16 protein-coding genes are annotated in these 15,113 nt (G+C 60.9%); 14 read left to right on the top strand and 2 right to left on the bottom strand.

Features of this window, described 5'->3' with window-relative positions; genetic code table 11:
• Positions 1 to 21: 21 nt before the first annotated feature.
• The 13 genes from flhC (at position 22) to cheY (ending at position 12,640) form a co-directional block, all read left to right on the top strand.
• Entirely contained in the window at positions 22 to 585 is a 564-nt protein-coding gene (flhC, locus tag CLU93_RS02805; protein ID WP_071078265.1) for a flagellar transcriptional regulator FlhC, read from the top strand.
• A 103-nt stretch (positions 586 to 688) separates the two neighbouring features.
• Positions 689 to 1,450, top strand: coding sequence for a class I SAM-dependent methyltransferase (locus CLU93_RS02800; RefSeq protein WP_099759902.1), 762 nt, complete (start codon positions 689 to 691; stop codon positions 1,448 to 1,450).
• A gap of 220 nt (positions 1,451 to 1,670) precedes the next feature.
• A complete protein-coding gene (motA, locus tag CLU93_RS02795) occupies positions 1,671 to 2,531 on the top strand; it encodes a flagellar motor stator protein MotA (protein ID WP_099759901.1) in 861 nt (286 codons plus the stop codon).
• A gap of 58 nt (positions 2,532 to 2,589) precedes the next feature.
• On the top strand, positions 2,590 to 3,567 hold the full coding sequence (gene motB, locus CLU93_RS02790; protein ID WP_099759900.1) for a flagellar motor protein MotB: 978 nt from the start codon (positions 2,590 to 2,592) through the stop codon (positions 3,565 to 3,567).
• A gap of 46 nt (positions 3,568 to 3,613) precedes the next feature.
• Positions 3,614 to 4,162, top strand: a complete 549-nt coding sequence (locus CLU93_RS02785) for a chemotaxis protein (protein WP_099759899.1) — start codon at positions 3,614 to 3,616, stop codon at positions 4,160 to 4,162.
• 83 nt (positions 4,163 to 4,245) lie between these two features.
• Complete coding sequence (locus CLU93_RS02780; protein ID WP_034758362.1) at positions 4,246 to 4,611, top strand: response regulator; 366 nt, start codon at positions 4,246 to 4,248, stop codon at positions 4,609 to 4,611.
• 43 nt (positions 4,612 to 4,654) lie between these two features.
• Positions 4,655 to 6,856, top strand: a complete 2,202-nt coding sequence (gene cheA / locus CLU93_RS02775) for a chemotaxis protein CheA (RefSeq protein ID WP_099759898.1) — start codon at positions 4,655 to 4,657, stop codon at positions 6,854 to 6,856.
• Between the two features lie 31 nt (positions 6,857 to 6,887).
• The gene (locus CLU93_RS02770; RefSeq protein ID WP_099759897.1) at positions 6,888 to 7,394 is read left to right on the top strand and encodes a chemotaxis protein CheW; all 507 of its coding nucleotides are present in this window, start codon (positions 6,888 to 6,890) and stop codon (positions 7,392 to 7,394) included.
• A gap of 182 nt (positions 7,395 to 7,576) precedes the next feature.
• Positions 7,577 to 9,295 (top strand): methyl-accepting chemotaxis protein, encoded by a 1,719-nt coding sequence (locus CLU93_RS02765; RefSeq protein WP_099759896.1) that lies wholly within the window; start codon positions 7,577 to 7,579, stop codon positions 9,293 to 9,295.
• 71 nt (positions 9,296 to 9,366) lie between these two features.
• Positions 9,367 to 10,239, top strand: coding sequence for a CheR family methyltransferase (locus CLU93_RS02760; RefSeq protein WP_099759895.1), 873 nt, complete (start codon positions 9,367 to 9,369; stop codon positions 10,237 to 10,239).
• Between the two features lie 9 nt (positions 10,240 to 10,248).
• Positions 10,249 to 10,857: a chemoreceptor glutamine deamidase CheD gene (gene cheD / locus CLU93_RS02755; protein ID WP_071078257.1), complete on the top strand. Its 609-nt coding sequence runs from the start codon at positions 10,249 to 10,251 to the stop codon at positions 10,855 to 10,857.
• A gap of 166 nt (positions 10,858 to 11,023) precedes the next feature.
• Complete coding sequence (locus CLU93_RS02750) at positions 11,024 to 12,094, top strand: protein-glutamate methylesterase/protein-glutamine glutaminase (protein ID WP_071078256.1); 1,071 nt, start codon at positions 11,024 to 11,026, stop codon at positions 12,092 to 12,094.
• A gap of 147 nt (positions 12,095 to 12,241) precedes the next feature.
• Entirely contained in the window at positions 12,242 to 12,640 is a 399-nt protein-coding gene (gene cheY / locus CLU93_RS02745) for a chemotaxis response regulator CheY (RefSeq protein ID WP_010396677.1), read from the top strand.
• A gap of 77 nt (positions 12,641 to 12,717) precedes the next feature.
• Here cheY and CLU93_RS02740 read toward each other — a convergent pair whose 3' ends face one another.
• Positions 12,718 to 13,470, bottom strand: coding sequence for an SDR family oxidoreductase (locus CLU93_RS02740; RefSeq protein WP_099759894.1), 753 nt, complete (start codon positions 13,468 to 13,470; stop codon positions 12,718 to 12,720).
• A 292-nt stretch (positions 13,471 to 13,762) separates the two neighbouring features.
• Between CLU93_RS02740 and CLU93_RS02735 the strand changes: the two genes are divergently transcribed.
• The gene (locus tag CLU93_RS02735; protein ID WP_099759893.1) at positions 13,763 to 14,221 is read left to right on the top strand and encodes a hypothetical protein; all 459 of its coding nucleotides are present in this window, start codon (positions 13,763 to 13,765) and stop codon (positions 14,219 to 14,221) included.
• 42 nt (positions 14,222 to 14,263) lie between these two features.
• Here CLU93_RS02735 and panC read toward each other — a convergent pair whose 3' ends face one another.
• Positions 14,264 to 15,103 carry a pantoate--beta-alanine ligase gene (panC, locus tag CLU93_RS02730; RefSeq protein ID WP_099759892.1) on the bottom strand — a complete coding sequence of 280 codons (840 nt, stop codon included), beginning with the start codon at positions 15,101 to 15,103 and terminating at the stop codon, positions 14,264 to 14,266.
• Positions 15,104 to 15,113 lie beyond the last annotated feature (10 nt).

The raw sequence follows: 15,113 nt of genomic DNA, 5'->3' as shown, positions 1-15,113 counted from the left end.
GTCAGTCGCGGAGTACACAGCATGGCCAAGAAAAGTGTCGTATCGGAAGCGCAAGAAATCCAGCTGGCCATCGAATTGATACAGCTGGGCGCGCGCCTGCAACTGCTGGAGACGGAAGTCTCGCTGTCGCGCGAACGCCTGCTCAATCTGTACAAGGAATTGAAGGGCGTCTCGCCGCCCAAGGGCATGTTGCCCTTTTCCACCGACTGGTTCCTCACCTGGCAGCCGAATATCCATTCCTCGCTATTCATCAATATCCACAAATTCCTCGTCGACCACGCCGGCGCCACCGGCATCGAAGCCGTGATGAAGGCGTATAAACTGTATCTGGAGCAGATGCCGCCCGAAGCGGGTGAAGAGCCGCTGCTGTCGCTGACGCGGGCCTGGACCCTGGTGCGCTTTTTCAGTAGCAAGATGCTCAATATGGCGCCCTGCGGCAAGTGCGGCGGCAAGTTTGTCGTCAATTGCCTCGACCTGAATGCCGATTATGTCTGCGGCCTGTGCCATATGCCTTCGCGTGCCGGCAAGACCAAGAAGGCGCGCGATGAAGCGGCCGCGGTCGCGTCGCCGCGTGTGACCGCCTGATACTGCCCCCGCATCGTTCAAGCCGGAGCCGGTCGCCAGACCGGACTCCGGTTTTTTCATGGTGCTTTCGCTTACACTGGCGTTTTCCTCCTTTGACTAGCCCATGCTGCAACAAATCCTGCGCGCGCCCGCGCTCAAGGCCATCCTGATCCAGGTGCTGGCCTTTCCCTTGATGTTGCTGCTGGTGTATGGCCTGGCGCGCGCAGGCGTGGCCATGTCGTTGCCGGTCGTGGCCTTGCTGCAGGGTGTGCTGGCGGCGCTCATTACCTGGCGCGCTGGCCTGGCGCGCTGGTGGTGCGCCATCGGCCTGCTGTTTGCGCCCGCGCTGCTGGCGGCCAGCCTGCTGCACTGGCCGCCGGTCGTGTTCCTGGTGGCCTTTGTTTTCCTGTTGAGCCTGTATTGGTCCACGTTTCGCACGCAAGTGCCGTTTTACCCGTCCGGGCCGAAGGTGTGGCGGGCGGTGGCCGAGCTGATCGCGGACCGTCCCGGCGTGCGCCTGATCGATATCGGCAGCGGCCTGGGCGGCCTGGTGCTGGACCTGGCGCGGCGGCGTCCCGATGGGCAGTTTTCCGGCATCGAACTGGCACCGCTGCCGTGGCTGGCAAGCGAGCTGCGCGCGCGGTTGGCGGGCAGTCGCGCGCGCTTTCTGCGCGGCGACTACGAAGCGCTCGATTTCAGCCGTTACGATGCGGTCTTTGCTTACCTGTCGCCAGCGGCGATGGCGGCCCTGTGGCGCAAGGCGGAAAAGGAAATGTTGCCCGGTAGTATGCTTCTTAGTTACGAATTCCAGATCGCGGCACGCGAACCCGATAAGACCATCGCCGCCACAGAGGGTGGCCCTTTACTTTACATATGGTGCTTTTAAGCAATTGTCTGCGTTATTTGCTTGCCCGTAGGGCAATCTCACGTTATTGTAGTTCCACACGGCATTTTCTCGGAATTGTCTTGAAAAGCAGCGCATCTGAATTAACTTCCGGTTGCTTTTTTGTCGCTGTCTCTTCGTCGGCGGCGCAGCCGCCAGAAGGCAGGAACAGGTTTGAACATGCCGGGCATACAGCCTCGGCCATTATTGGGAGTCAGGGCACTTGTTAGTCATAATCGGATACATCATCGTCTGCGCCTCGGTCTTTGGCGGCTTCGCAATGGCCGGCGGCCATCTGGCGGCGCTGTTCCAGCCGCTGGAGTTGCTGATGATCGGCGGCGCCGCCCTGGGCGCCTTCCTTGTTGGTAACAATAACAAGGCGATCAAGGCGACGATCGCCGCCTTGCCCAGCCTGTTCAAGGGGTCGCGCTATACCAAAGATCTGTACATGGAACTGATGTCGCTGCTGTTCGAAGTGCTCAGCAAGGTGCGCAAGGAAGGTTTGATGTCGATCGAAGGCGATATCGACAAGCCTGAAGAAAGCCCTCTGTTTTCCAAGTATCCGGCCGTGCTGGCCGATCACCACATCATCGAATTCATGACCGATTACCTGCGCCTGATGGTGTCGGGCAATATGGATGCGTTCCAGATCGAAAACCTGATGGACAACGAAATCGAGACGCACCATCACGAAGGCGCCGTGCCGGCCCACGTGATCGCCAAGGTGGGCGACGGCTTGCCCGCATTCGGTATCGTCGCCGCCGTGATGGGCGTGGTGCACACGATGGAATCGGTGGGCATCCCCCCAGCCGAGCTGGGCATGCTGATCGCGCACGCGCTGGTCGGCACCTTCCTCGGCATCTTGCTGGCGTATGGTTTCGTCGGCCCGCTGGCCAGCCTGCTGGAGCAAAAGCTCGATGAGTCGAGCAAGATGTTCCAGTGCGTGAAAGTCACCTTGCTGGCCAGCCTGAACGGGTATGCGCCGGCGCTGGCCGTGGAGTTCGGCCGCAAGGTCCTGTTCTCGACCGAGCGTCCGACGTTCAACGAGCTGGAAGACCACATCAAGAAATCGAAAACGAAGTAAGCAGTGAACACACGCCTGGACACCATGATTCATTTGCAGCACACGGAAGGGGGACGCCATGGCCGATGAAGGCATGCGCCCGATTATCGTCAAGCGTATCAAGAAGACGGCTGGCGGCCACCATGGCGGGGCGTGGAAAATCGCCTACGCCGACTTTGTCACGGCCATGATGGCCTTCTTCCTGCTGATGTGGCTGTTGGGCTCCACCTCGAAGGGCGACTTGAACGGCATTTCCGAATTCTTCAAGACACCGCTGAAAGTGGCGATGGCGGGCGGTTCCGGCAGCGGCGAGAGCAATTCCGTGATCCAGGGCGGCGGCCAGGACCTGTCGCGCCAGGATGGACAAGTGCGCAAGGCGCAGGAAGAGCCGCAGCGCAAGTCGTTCGACCTCAATTCCGCCAAGGCCGCGCTTGAACGCGAGGAAGGCAAGCGACTGCAGGCGCTCAAGGCGCGCATCGAAGCGACCATCGACGCCGATCCCTTGCTGAAGAAATACAAGAACCAATTGCTGCTCGATCTCACCAGCGAGGGCTTGCGCATCCAGATCGTCGACGAGCAGAATCGTCCGATGTTTGCACTCGCCAATGCGAATCTGCAACCCTATACCAAGGAAATCCTGCACGCCATCGGCTTCGTGCTCAATGAAGTGCCGAACCGCATCGGCCTGTCCGGGCACACGGATTCGACGCCCTACATGAGCGATGCCGGCTACAGCAACTGGGAATTGTCGGCTGACCGCGCGAATGCGTCGCGGCGCGAACTGGTGATTGGTGGCATGAAGGAAGAAAAAGTATTGCGCGTGGTGGGACTGGGCTCGGCCGCCCACCTGGACAAGCTCGATCCCTTCAATCCGATCAACCGGCGCATCAGCATCATCGTCATGAACAAACGCACAGAAGAAAATGTCTTGCGCGATGGGTCGGCGATAGAGTTACCGGTGACCGATGCCGCTTCCGCCGCTGTCGCCTCGGGGCTGGTGGCCGGTGCGCCGCCTGCGGCGGCGCCAGCTCCCGGCCCGGCAGCGGCGAAAAAATAACACGCAAGGCTGTCAACGCGTAGTGTATTGAAACAATGAGACCTTTATGACAAGAAAGAAAATACTTGGCTCGCATGTAAAACGCCTGCTATCTGGCGTGTCGGACCATGGCCGCAAGCACTTGACGGAGGTGGAAACCGACCTGGTGCAGACCGGCATCTTGCTGGAAGAGGCGATCGAGAAGCTGTCCTTCAATTTCATGGCGATACACGCAGCCGTCGCTGCGCAGCAAGATACCATCGCCCTGCTGCTCGCAGGCGGTATTCCGGCCGAGCAGCAGCGGGAAAAACTGCTGGCATTGCAGGACGAAGTGGGGGGCTACGTGAATGCCGCCATCACCAGCCTGCAGTTCCAGGACATGACCAGTCAGCTGATCGAGCGCACCCTGAAGCGCGTGACGGGCTTGCGCGAGTTCCTCGGTACCTTGGGTTCGCATGGCGCGGAAATGTTGCCGGAGAGCGACAATGAAGAAATTGTCGCCTTGCTGGGGCGGGTCAGCATGGCGCTGGCGATTCAAAGCCTGGAGTTGCGCAGCGTGCTGCGCAAGGCTGTCAGTCAACAGCATTTGGAAAGCGGCGACATCGAGTTGTTCTAGCATGCCAGTGTGGAACGCTTGCGGTTGCATGGATTGATTAATCAAATACTCGGGCAGGATGCCCGGAATAAGTGGGAGCAAAGATGGCCAAAACGATACTTGCAGTGGACGATTCGAGCTCATTGCGCCAGATGGTGGCGTTCAGCCTGAAAGCCGCCGGTTACCAGGTGGTGGAGGCCGTCGACGGTCAGGATGGACTGGAAAAAGCCAAGCTGCAAACCGTGGACCTGGTACTGACGGACCAGAACATGCCGCGCATGGATGGCCTGGAGCTGATCAAGCTGCTGCGCGAACTGCCGACTTACCAGAAGGTGCCGATTCTGATGCTGACGACGGAGTCGTCAGATGAAATGAAGTCGAAGGGACGTGCCGCCGGCGCCAATGGCTGGCTGGTCAAGCCCTTCGATCCGCAACGCCTGATTGAAGTGGTCAAGAAGGTGATCGGCTGATGCCAGCCGCGCAGTGCAACGATGCAAATGACGGAGTCACCCTATGACCATCGATATTAGCCAGTTTTTCCAGGTCTTTTTCGATGAGGCCGAAGAACTGCTGGCTGAAAAAGAACGGCTGCTGCTGGCCGTCGATATTGCGGCGCCCGACGCCGAAGACCTGAATGCCATTTTCCGCACCGCCCATTCGATCAAGGGCGGCGCATCGACGTTCGGCCTCTCCGACATGAGCGAGGTGACGCACATCCTCGAGTCACTGCTCGACCGCATCCGCCAGGGCCAGATGGCCCTGACGGCGGAACACGTCGACGCCTTTTTGGCCGCCAAGGATATCCTCAAGATGCAGCTCGACGGTCATCGTCTGGGCAGCGCCGTCGACCAGGATGCCGTGGCCAATGTGCGCATGATGCTGCAGTCGTTTTCGCAGGACGTGCCCGTGGCCGCGCTTACGCCCGTCGCGCCAGCGTTCCATACGGCGGAAAAAGCAGCCGTCAGCCACGCCGGCGGCCAGCGCTACCGCCTGCAGTTACCGAAAATGGAAGAGCGCGAAGTCGAGGCGCTGGCGGCCGAACTGGGCTTGCTGGGCGACGTCGCCGTGTCCACCCTGGCCGACGCGCGCAAGGTGCTGGAAGTGACGACGCATGAAAGCCTGGACGATATCCTGGCCATCTGCTCGTTCGTGCTCAATCCCGACGACATGGTCATCACGCAGGCGCCGCCACTGGCGCCAGGCGAAGCTGCAGCGGCCCGCGCGGCACAGGAAAAATCCCAGGGTTATGGTTTCTTCGACCCGCTGCCAGGCACGCCCGGCACGCAGGGCGCGGCGGATCCCGGCTATGGCTTCTTCCAGCCGCTCGAGGACATCCGCGCCGCCGCCGGCGTGCAGAGCGACGCCGAACAGGGTTACGGCTTCTTCCAGCCGCTCGAACAGATTCGCGCCGACGCGGCCAAGGCGGGTAACGCCGGCGCTGTCGCCGTGCCGGTCGTGGCGAGCGCCGCGACCGAGGTGGAGCAGGAGAAGAAACCGGCCAAGAAAGAGGGCGAGAAGGCCGGCACCGAGTCGTCGTCGATCCGCGTCTCGATTGAAAAAGTCGATCAGCTGATCAACCTCGTGGGTGAGCTGGTGATCACGCAGGCGATGATCGAGCAGCGCGCCGGCGCGCTCGACCCGATGCTGCACGAGAAACTGCTCGACAGCGTCAGCCACCTGACGCGCAATACGCGCGACTTGCAGGAAGCGGTGATGTCGATCCGCATGATGCCGATGGATTTCGTCTTTTCGCGCTTCCCGCGCATGGTGCGCGACCTGGCGACCAAGTTGGGCAAGAAGGTCGACTTCATCACCAATGGCGCCGCCACGGAACTGGACAAGGGCCTCATCGAGCGCATCGTCGATCCGCTGACGCACCTGGTGCGCAACAGTATCGACCACGGCGTGGAAATGCCGGCTGCCCGCGTGGCCGCCGGCAAGACCGAGGCCGGCCGTTTGTTCCTCTCGGCCAGCCACCAGGGTGGCAACATCATCATCGAAGTATCCGATGATGGCGCGGGATTGAACCGCGAGCGCATCCTGGCCAAGGCGCAGCAGCAGGGACTCGACGTGTCCGAGACGATGAGCGACGCCGACGTGTGGCAGCTGATCTTCGCGCCCGGCTTTTCCACCGCCGAGGCGGTCACCGACGTGTCGGGCCGCGGCGTGGGCATGGATGTCGTCAAGCGCAATATCAGCGCCATGGGCGGGGTCGTCGACATCCGTTCGGCGAAGGGCTTCGGCACGACGATTTCGATCTCGCTGCCGCTGACCCTGGCCATCCTCGATGGCATGTCGATCCGAGTCGGCGACGAAGTATATATTTTACCGCTGGGCTTTGTCATCGAATCGCTGCAGCCAGCCGTTGAGGATATTAAGGACATCAGTGGCAAGGGGCAAGTGGTGAAAGTGCGCGGCGAGTACCTGCCGCTGATTCCGCTGTACCAGATGTTCGACATCACGCCGCGCTTTACCAGCCCCTCGGAAGGTATCTGCGTGATTCTCGAGACGGAAGGGCGCAAGGCGGCTCTGTTTGTCGACGACCTGGTGGGGCAACAGCAGGTCGTGGTGAAAAACCTCGAATCGAATTACCGCAAGGTAGTGGGTATTTCTGGCGCCACCATCCTGGGCGATGGCGGTGTGTCGCTGATTCTCGATGTCGCCGCCCTGATCCGTTCCTCTCGCCAGCTGGCCGACGAGTCCATTTTTTCGTAATACCGATAGATAAAAGATAGGAAAACGCACCATGTCAGATACTCAACAAACATCCGGAAGCAATACGGGCGACGGCAAGGACATCGCCGGACGTGAATTCCTGGCCTTCACCCTGGGCTCGGAAGAGTACGGCATCGATATCCTGAAGGTCCAGGAAATCCGTGGTTACGAAGCGGTCACCCGCATCGCCAACGCGCCTGAATTCATCAAGGGCGTGATCAACCTGCGCGGCATCATCATTCCCGTGGTCGACATGCGCATCAAGTTCAACCTGGGCACGCCCGTGTATGACCAGTTCACGGTGGTGATCATCCTGAACATCGGCGGCCGCATCGTCGGCATGGTGGTCGACAGCGTTTCCGACGTCACCACCCTGACGCCTGACCAGGTCAAGCCGGCACCGGAGATGGGCACTGCCTTCTCGACCGACTACATGATCGGCCTGGGCACCATCGACGAGCGCATGCTGATCCTGGTCGATATCGACAAGCTGATGTCGAGCAGCGAGATGGGCCTGATCGACAAGCTGGCGGCGTAAGCGGCAGCAGCGGCGCCATTGGCGCCGCAGTTTTACCGCAAGTATCACTACAGATATGCATGTACCGACGCGAGCAGCATCTAGAGGCGCGCCGGCAGGCTGCAAGGTCCGACAGAGACCAGGCCACAACACGGCGCCGTCCGGTTGAACGGGCGCCGTTCACATAAATATTGGAGACTGTAATGAGTTTGCGCGATTTCAAGATAGGCACCCGGCTGGGGATAGGTTTCGGCAGCATCCTTGCCATCCTGGTGGTGGTGATCGTTTCGGCGAATGCACTGAATTATCGTAACAAGGCCCAGTTGCTCACGGGCCTGGCACTGGCCAGCGAAAAAAATACGCAGGCGTCGCTGATGAAAAGCGCGATGCTGGAAACCGGTATCGCCATGCGCAATATCGGCCTGCAGGGCGATGTGGGCCTGATGCAGGTGGAAGAGGGCAAGGTGCGCGAGCAGCGCAAGCTGTACGACGGCGCGCGCGGCAAGCTGTCGAGCCTGGGTCTGTCCGATGGCGAGAAGACGCTGCTGGCCAATATCGCCAGGGTCGACGGCGAAGTCGATGCCGCCTTCAAGGAGGCGATGGGGCAGGTGCTGGCGTTTAACAGCGAGGGCGCGGCGAAGGTGATTGCCACCCGCATCGACCCCTTGAACAAGACGACCCTGGCCGATATCAACAAGCTGCTCGACTTGCAGCATGTGGCGCAGCAAAGCTTCATGGACGACTCGCTGGCGGCCGATGCGCGCCTGATGACGGTACTGTTCATCCTGGGCGGCGCGGCGGTGTTGATCGGCGCCTGGTGCGCCATCTTCATCACGCGTTCGATCACGGTGCCGCTGTCTGGTGCACTGGCGGTGGCGCAGAAGGTGGCAGCGGGCGAGCTGACATCGCGCGTGGTGGTCGAGGGCAAGGATGAAACGAGCGCGTTGCAGCAGGCGCTCAAGGACATGAACGAGAGCCTGGTGCAGACGGTCAGCGACGTGCGCAATGGGACGGACACGATTACCGTGGCGTCGCGCGAGATCGCCAGCGGCAATGCGGACCTGTCGGCGCGCACGGAAACGCAGGCCAGTTCGCTCGAAGAGACGGCGTCGTCGATGGAAGAGCTGACGTCGACCGTGAAGCAGAATGCGGACAACGCGCGCCAGGCCAACCAGCTGGCCGTGTCGGCATCGTCGGTGGCGGAGCAGGGCGGCAAGGTGGTGGCGCAAGTGGTCGATACCATGGGTTCCATCAAGGACAGCTCGCGCAAGATCGTCGATATTATCGGCGTCATCGACGGCATCGCGTTCCAGACGAATATCCTGGCGCTGAATGCGGCCGTCGAAGCGGCGCGCGCAGGCGAGCAGGGACGCGGTTTTGCGGTGGTGGCGTCGGAAGTGCGCAATCTGGCGCAACGCTCCGCTGGCGCGGCGAAAGAGATCAAGGGCCTGATCGGCGACTCGGTCGACAAGGTCGATGCGGGCAGCCGCCTGGTGGACGAGGCAGGGCAGACCATGGGCCTGATCGTCACGTCGATCCGGCAGGTGGCCGACATCATGGGCGAGATCACGGCGGCAACGCAGGAACAGAGCCATGGCATCGAGGAAGTGAATCAGGCCATCGCGCAGATGGACCAGATGACGCAGCAAAATGCGGCGCTGGTCGAGGAAGCGGCGGCGGCCGCCGAAAGCATGCAGGATCAGGCGCAGAAACTGGCCGATGCCGTCAGCATCTTCAAGCTGGACGGCGAGAGCGCGGCGCAGGCGGCGGTGCAAGCACCCGCGCCGGTGAAAGCGGCGGCACGGCCTGCGCCCGCAGTGGCGGCAACGACACGGCGGTTGGCAAAGACGGCGCAGGCCGGTACGCCACCGCCCGCGAAAAAGCTGGCGGCGGCCGGCGGCGACGATTGGGAAGAGTTCTGACGCCAACCCGGTCCCGCTAGTTATACTTGCAAAGGCATTGGTCAGAGTAGTCATAGAGAGGTAAAAACAAAATGCCGCAAACTAAAACGGATTCGGTCAAGGAATTTGATTTCACTGGCAAGGACTTCGAACGGGTCCGCGCCATGATTTACAAGCGGGCCGGCATCGCGCTGGCCGACAGCAAGCAGGAGATGGTCTACAGCCGCCTGGCAAGGCGCCTGCGCGCGACTGGCATTTCCTCGTTCGTTCGCTATCTGGACGATCTGGAAGCGGGTCGCATGGGTGACGAGTGGGAAGCGTTCACGAATGCGCTGACGACCAACCTGACGTCGTTCTTCCGCGAGGCGCATCACTTCCCGCTGCTGGCCGAGCATGTGAAAAAACTGAGCGGTCCGATCACCATCTGGTGTTCGGCCAGTTCCACCGGCGAGGAGCCGTACTCGATCGCCATGACGGTGTGCGAGGCGTTCAATACGCTCACGCCGCCCGTCACCATCATCGCTACGGATATCGACACGAATGTGCTGGCCACGGCCGCCAATGGCGTCTACAACCTGGACCGGCTCGAGAAGATGCCGGCCGACCGTGCGCGGCGCTTTTTCTTGCGCGGCAAGGGCGATCGCGAGGGGCAGGTGCGGGTACGCCCGGAACTGCGCCAGATGATCACCTTCAAGCCGCTCAACCTGCTGGCCGACGGCTGGCCCCTGACGGGACAGTTCGACGTCATCTTCTGCCGTAACGTGATGATTTATTTTGACAAGGCGACGCAGCGCAAGATCCTGTCGCGCTTTGTGCCGTTGATGAAGCCGGATGCCCTGCTGTTTGCGGGCCATTCGGAGAATTTTCTGTACGTGTCGGATTCATTGAAGCTGCGCGGTAAAACAGTCTATGAGCTCGATCAGCCGCGGGGCGCCGCGCCCAAGGCATCGTCGCATCGTACATGAGAGTGAAATATGAGCCTGGAATCCAAAGAGCAATTTGCCACTAACGTCTATTACGACAGGACGTTCAATTGTGACGCCGCCAAGATCTTGCCTGGTGAGTATTACTTTACCAACAAGGACATGCTGATCGTCACCGTGCTCGGCTCCTGCGTCTCGGCCTGCATCCGCGACCGTGTCACGGGCCTGGGCGGCATGAACCATTTCATGCTGCCCGACGGCGGCAGCGATCCGAATAGCCCGATTTCAGCGTCGATGCGCTATGGCACTTACGCCATGGAGATATTGATCAATGATCTGCTGAAGGCCGGCGCGCGGCGCGAGAACATGGAAGCGAAGGTGTTTGGCGGCGGCGCCGTGCTGCGTGGCTTCACGGCGATCAACGTCGGTGAACGCAATGCGGCTTTCGTCATCAATTACCTGAAGGCGGAAAAGATGCGCGTGGTGGCCGAGGACTTGAATGACATTCACCCGCGCAAGGTGTATTTTTTCCCCCGTAGCGGCAAGGTGCTGGTGAAAAAGCTGATGCAGACGCACAACGATACGCTGGTGCGCCGCGAACTCGATTACGCCAGCCGCTTGAAAGTGGCACCGGTGGGCGGCGAGATCGAGCTGTTCTAGTAACACCAGACCAAACCTACTGCGCGTCGTGCTTTGCGGCCTGCGATGCTCACCGTGCTTCAGCACGGTTGCGCTTCTTAGCCACAAATCACTGCCGCTCGCTACGGTTTTGTCTGGCGTTTTTACCGATTAAGAATAAGGGCCGCAAGGCCTGGAAGGATATTTTATGAAGATCAAAGTATTGATCGTGGATGATTCGGCGCTGATCCGCAGCGTCATGACGGAAATCGTGAACAGCCAGCCCGACATGGAAGTGGTGGGGGCGGCGCCCGATCCGCTGGTGGCGCGCGAGATGATCAAGCAGACCAACCCCGACGTGCTGACCCTCGATGTCGAGATGCCGAAGATGGATGGCCTCGACTTCCTGGAAAAACTGATGCGCTTGCGTCCGATGCCGGTGCTGATGGTGTCGTCGCTGACCGAGCGCGGTTCGGAAATCACCATGCGCGCGCTGGAGCTGGGCGCCGTCGATTTCGTCACCAAGCCAAAGATTTCCATCCAGAGCGGCATGCGCGAGTATACGGACATGATCGCCGACAAGATCCGCGCCGCCTCGAAGGCGCGCATCCGCGCGCGTACGCTGCCGTCGGCGGGCGACAGGGTAGCCGCACCGTTGCCTGCGCTGCGCAGCCCCTTGACGTCGAGCGAAAAGCTGATCATCGTGGGTGCCTCCACGGGCGGCACGGAAGCGATCCGCGAATTTTTGATGCAGATGCCGTCCGATTGCCCCGGCATCCTGATCACGCAGCACATGCCGGAAGGATTTACGCGTTCGTTTGCGCGCCGCCTCGATTCGCTGTGCAAGATCTCGGTGCAGGAAGCGGCAGGCGGCGAAAGGGTGCTGCCCGGCCACGCCTACATCGCGCCCGGCCATTCGCACCTGACCTTGACGCGCAGCGGCGCCAACTACATGACCAAGATCGACCAGGGCGAACCGGTCAACCGCCACCGCCCGTCGGTCGATGTGCTGTTCCGTTCGGCCGCGCAATCGGCGGGTAAAAATGCCGTCGGCGTGATCCTGACCGGCATGGGCAAGGATGGCGCACAAGGCATGTTGGAGATGAAGGCCGCAGGAGCGTATAATTTTGCGCAGGATGAAGCCAGTTGCGTGGTGTTCGGCATGCCGCGCGAGGCGATCGCCATCGGCGCCACGCATGAGGTCGGCGCTTTGACGGCGCTGCCCGGCATGGTGCTGGGACACCTGGCTGCGCATGGTATGCGTGCTTTGCGCGTGTAAGCCACGTTTTGTATGATCTGGGGCAAGTTTGTTCGCCTAAAAGCAACGAAAATGCTATCCTACAACTTGCTGCCGTAGTGTCGACCATAATGTCGGCATTCATGTCGATATTATTAACAAACCGCTACAGAAACAACGGAGTTATTCATGGCTGATCCAAAGATGAAATTTTTAGTCGTTGACGATTTTTCGACGATGCGCCGCATTGTCCGGAATCTGTTGAAGGAACTGGGTTATGCCAACGTCGATGAGGCGGAAGACGGCGTGATGGGCCTGGCCAAGCTGCGTGCGGAATCCTACGATTTCGTCGTCTCGGACTGGAACATGCCTAATATGGATGGCCTGACGATGCTGCAGCATATCCGCGCCGATCCCGCACTGGCCAAGCTGCCCGTGCTGATGGTGACGGCCGAAGCGAAAAAAGAAAACATCATCGCCGCCGCGCAAGCTGGCGCCAGCGGTTATGTTGTCAAGCCGTTCACGGCCGCGACCCTCGATGAAAAGCTGAACAAGATTTTCGAGAAGCTGGAAAAAGCCGGCGCCTGATCACGGTTTGAACTGCTTCAAAAAAAACGCTGCCAGTGCGAACTGGCAGCGTTTTTTTTCGTCGGCTCGTACCTTGTTTACACCAGGCCGCCATTCGCGCGTAACGTTTGTCCATTCACCCAGCGGCCGTCGGGGCCCGCCAAGAAGGCCACGGCGGCGGCGATGTCGTCCGGCGTGCCCAGGCGTTCCAGGGGCGCCATCTTGCTCATGCGTTCTATCATTTCCGCCGTCTTGCCGTTCAAGAACAGGGCCGTGGCCGTGGGGCCGGGGGCGACGGCATTGACGGTGATGTTCTTGCCGCGCAATTCCTTGGCGAAGATAGTCGTCATCGTCTCGATGGCCGCCTTGCTGGCGCCATAGATGCTGTAGCCGGGCAGGGCCAGGCCAATCACGCTGCTCGAGAAGTTGACCACGCTGCCGCCGTGGCGCAAGCGCGTCGCCGCCTGGCGCATGGTGTTGAAGCTGCCCTTGACGTTGACGGCGAACAGGCTGTCGAAGGTGGCGTCGTCCGTGTCGGCCAGGGCCGGCAGCGCGGGCGGCATGATGCCGGCGTTGTTGACCAGCACGTCGACGCCGCCGAAGGCCGCTTCGGCCGCAGCGAACAGCGCTTGCACGTCGCCCGCATCGGCCACGTTGGCCTTGACGGCGATGGCGGCGCCACCGTCGGCAAGAATGCTTGCCACCAGCGCGTCGGCCGCCTCCCTGCCGCTGGCGTAATTGACGACCACCTGCATGCCGTCGCGCGCCAGGCGGCGGGCGATGGCCGCGCCGATGCCGCGCGAGGCGCCCGTGACGATGGCGACCCTGGCTGGGGTGAGTATGGTATGCATGCTGCTTCTCCTGTCGTGTGGGTGGCCCGCGCGGTATGTCTGCGAGCCGGTATGGCGATTGTGATCTTTATTGTTGCGTGGATAAAGACTGGTTTGATGGTTTTAGTGTGCAATTCAGATCAACAATCCTGCAGAAGGCACGGCACCAGCCGTCGGGTAAAAGCTGCCATGCAACAAGTTGCAACACGGAATGAAATATTTCTCAAAGTTAACTTTACACGTCAACTAAAGTGGCTCATGATCGCTGCACTATTCCACCTCTGTCCCCGACCCCGACAAGAAGGAGCGCCACATGCGCCGAGCACCCGTATTATTCTTTGCCCTGAGCACGGCCTTGCTGGCAGCTTGCGGCGTGAGCCTTGAGCAAGCCAGCGTTGCCCCTGTCGCGCCTGCCGTCGTCGAGGCGCCGGAGCCGGCCGTGCAGTTGCCAGCCGACGGCGATGGCCGGCATGCTTATCTGCACCGCGTGGGTGGCCATGACTATGTCAGCCTGAGCCAGCATGGCCCACAGGACGGCTTGCCGATACTCACGGGGGCGCAGCGCGGTGCGCGCGCGATCCGGCTGCTGGCAGCCGATCCGGCCCAGGCACGGGCCATCCTGCGCAGCCTGAGGCTGCCTGCGAACCAGCGCAAGCTGTGGGCGGGCGAGGAAATCGTGCTCGATGCTGCCAGCTATGACATGTTGCAGGCGGTACGCGGCCATCACAAACTGCTGTTTGCCGAGCTCAAGCTGGTTGGGATGGAGAAGTAAAGAAAAAAGAAACGGGGCCGAATGGCCCCGTTGTGATTGCGCTTAGATTTCCAGGTTGTCGATCAATCTGGTCTGCCCCAGCTTGGCCGCAGCCAGCACCACCAGCGGTTCGCCGGCGGCCAGTTCGGCGGCGCTTGGCGCTTGCAGGTTGGCGCGCTTGCGCACGGCGATGTAGTCCGATTTCCAGCCGCGGCCGTCGAGCAGTTGCATCGCAGCCTGTTCCAGTTCATCCACGGCCAGGTTACCCTTGCGCACTTCCTCGGCGACGAAATTAAGTCCCTTGTACAGCTCCGGCGCTTCCGCGCGTTCGCTTTCCGACAGGTACATATTGCGCGACGATAAGGCCAGGCCATCGTCGGCCCGATACGTTTCGGCGGCGATGATTTCCGTTGGCAGCGCGAACTGGCGTGCCATGTTGCGGATGATCATCAGTTGCTGGTAATCCTTCTTGCCGAACACGGCCACTCGCGGACCCACGCACGAGAACAGCTTGGTGACGACCGTGCATACGCCTTCGAAGAAGCCGGGACGGAATTCCCCTTCCAGGGTATTGCCCAGGTCATCGGGCGGGCGCACGCGGTATTCCTGCGGTTCCGGGTACAGTTCCTTTTCCGTCGGCGCGAACAGCACGTACACGCCTTCCTTTTCCAGCTTGGCGATATCGTCCGCCATGGTGCGCGGATATTTTTCGAAGTCTTCGTTCGGGCCGAATTGCAGGCGGTTCACGAAGATCGAGGCGACGACAGGGTCGCCATGCTTGCGCGCCAGGCGCATCAGCGACAGATGGCCTTCGTGCAGGTTGCCCATGGTGGGGACGAACGCCGTGCGCAGCTGTCCGCTGAGCTGGTCGCGCAATTCTTCGATGTCGGAAATAATTTTCATGGATTGCTTT

Source organism: Janthinobacterium sp. 35, assembly GCF_002754575.1.
Lineage (GTDB): Bacteria > Pseudomonadota > Gammaproteobacteria > Burkholderiales > Burkholderiaceae_D > Janthinobacterium > Janthinobacterium tructae.
Note: the sequence above shows the minus strand (reverse complement) of the source record. Positions and strands in the feature narration are given on the sequence as shown.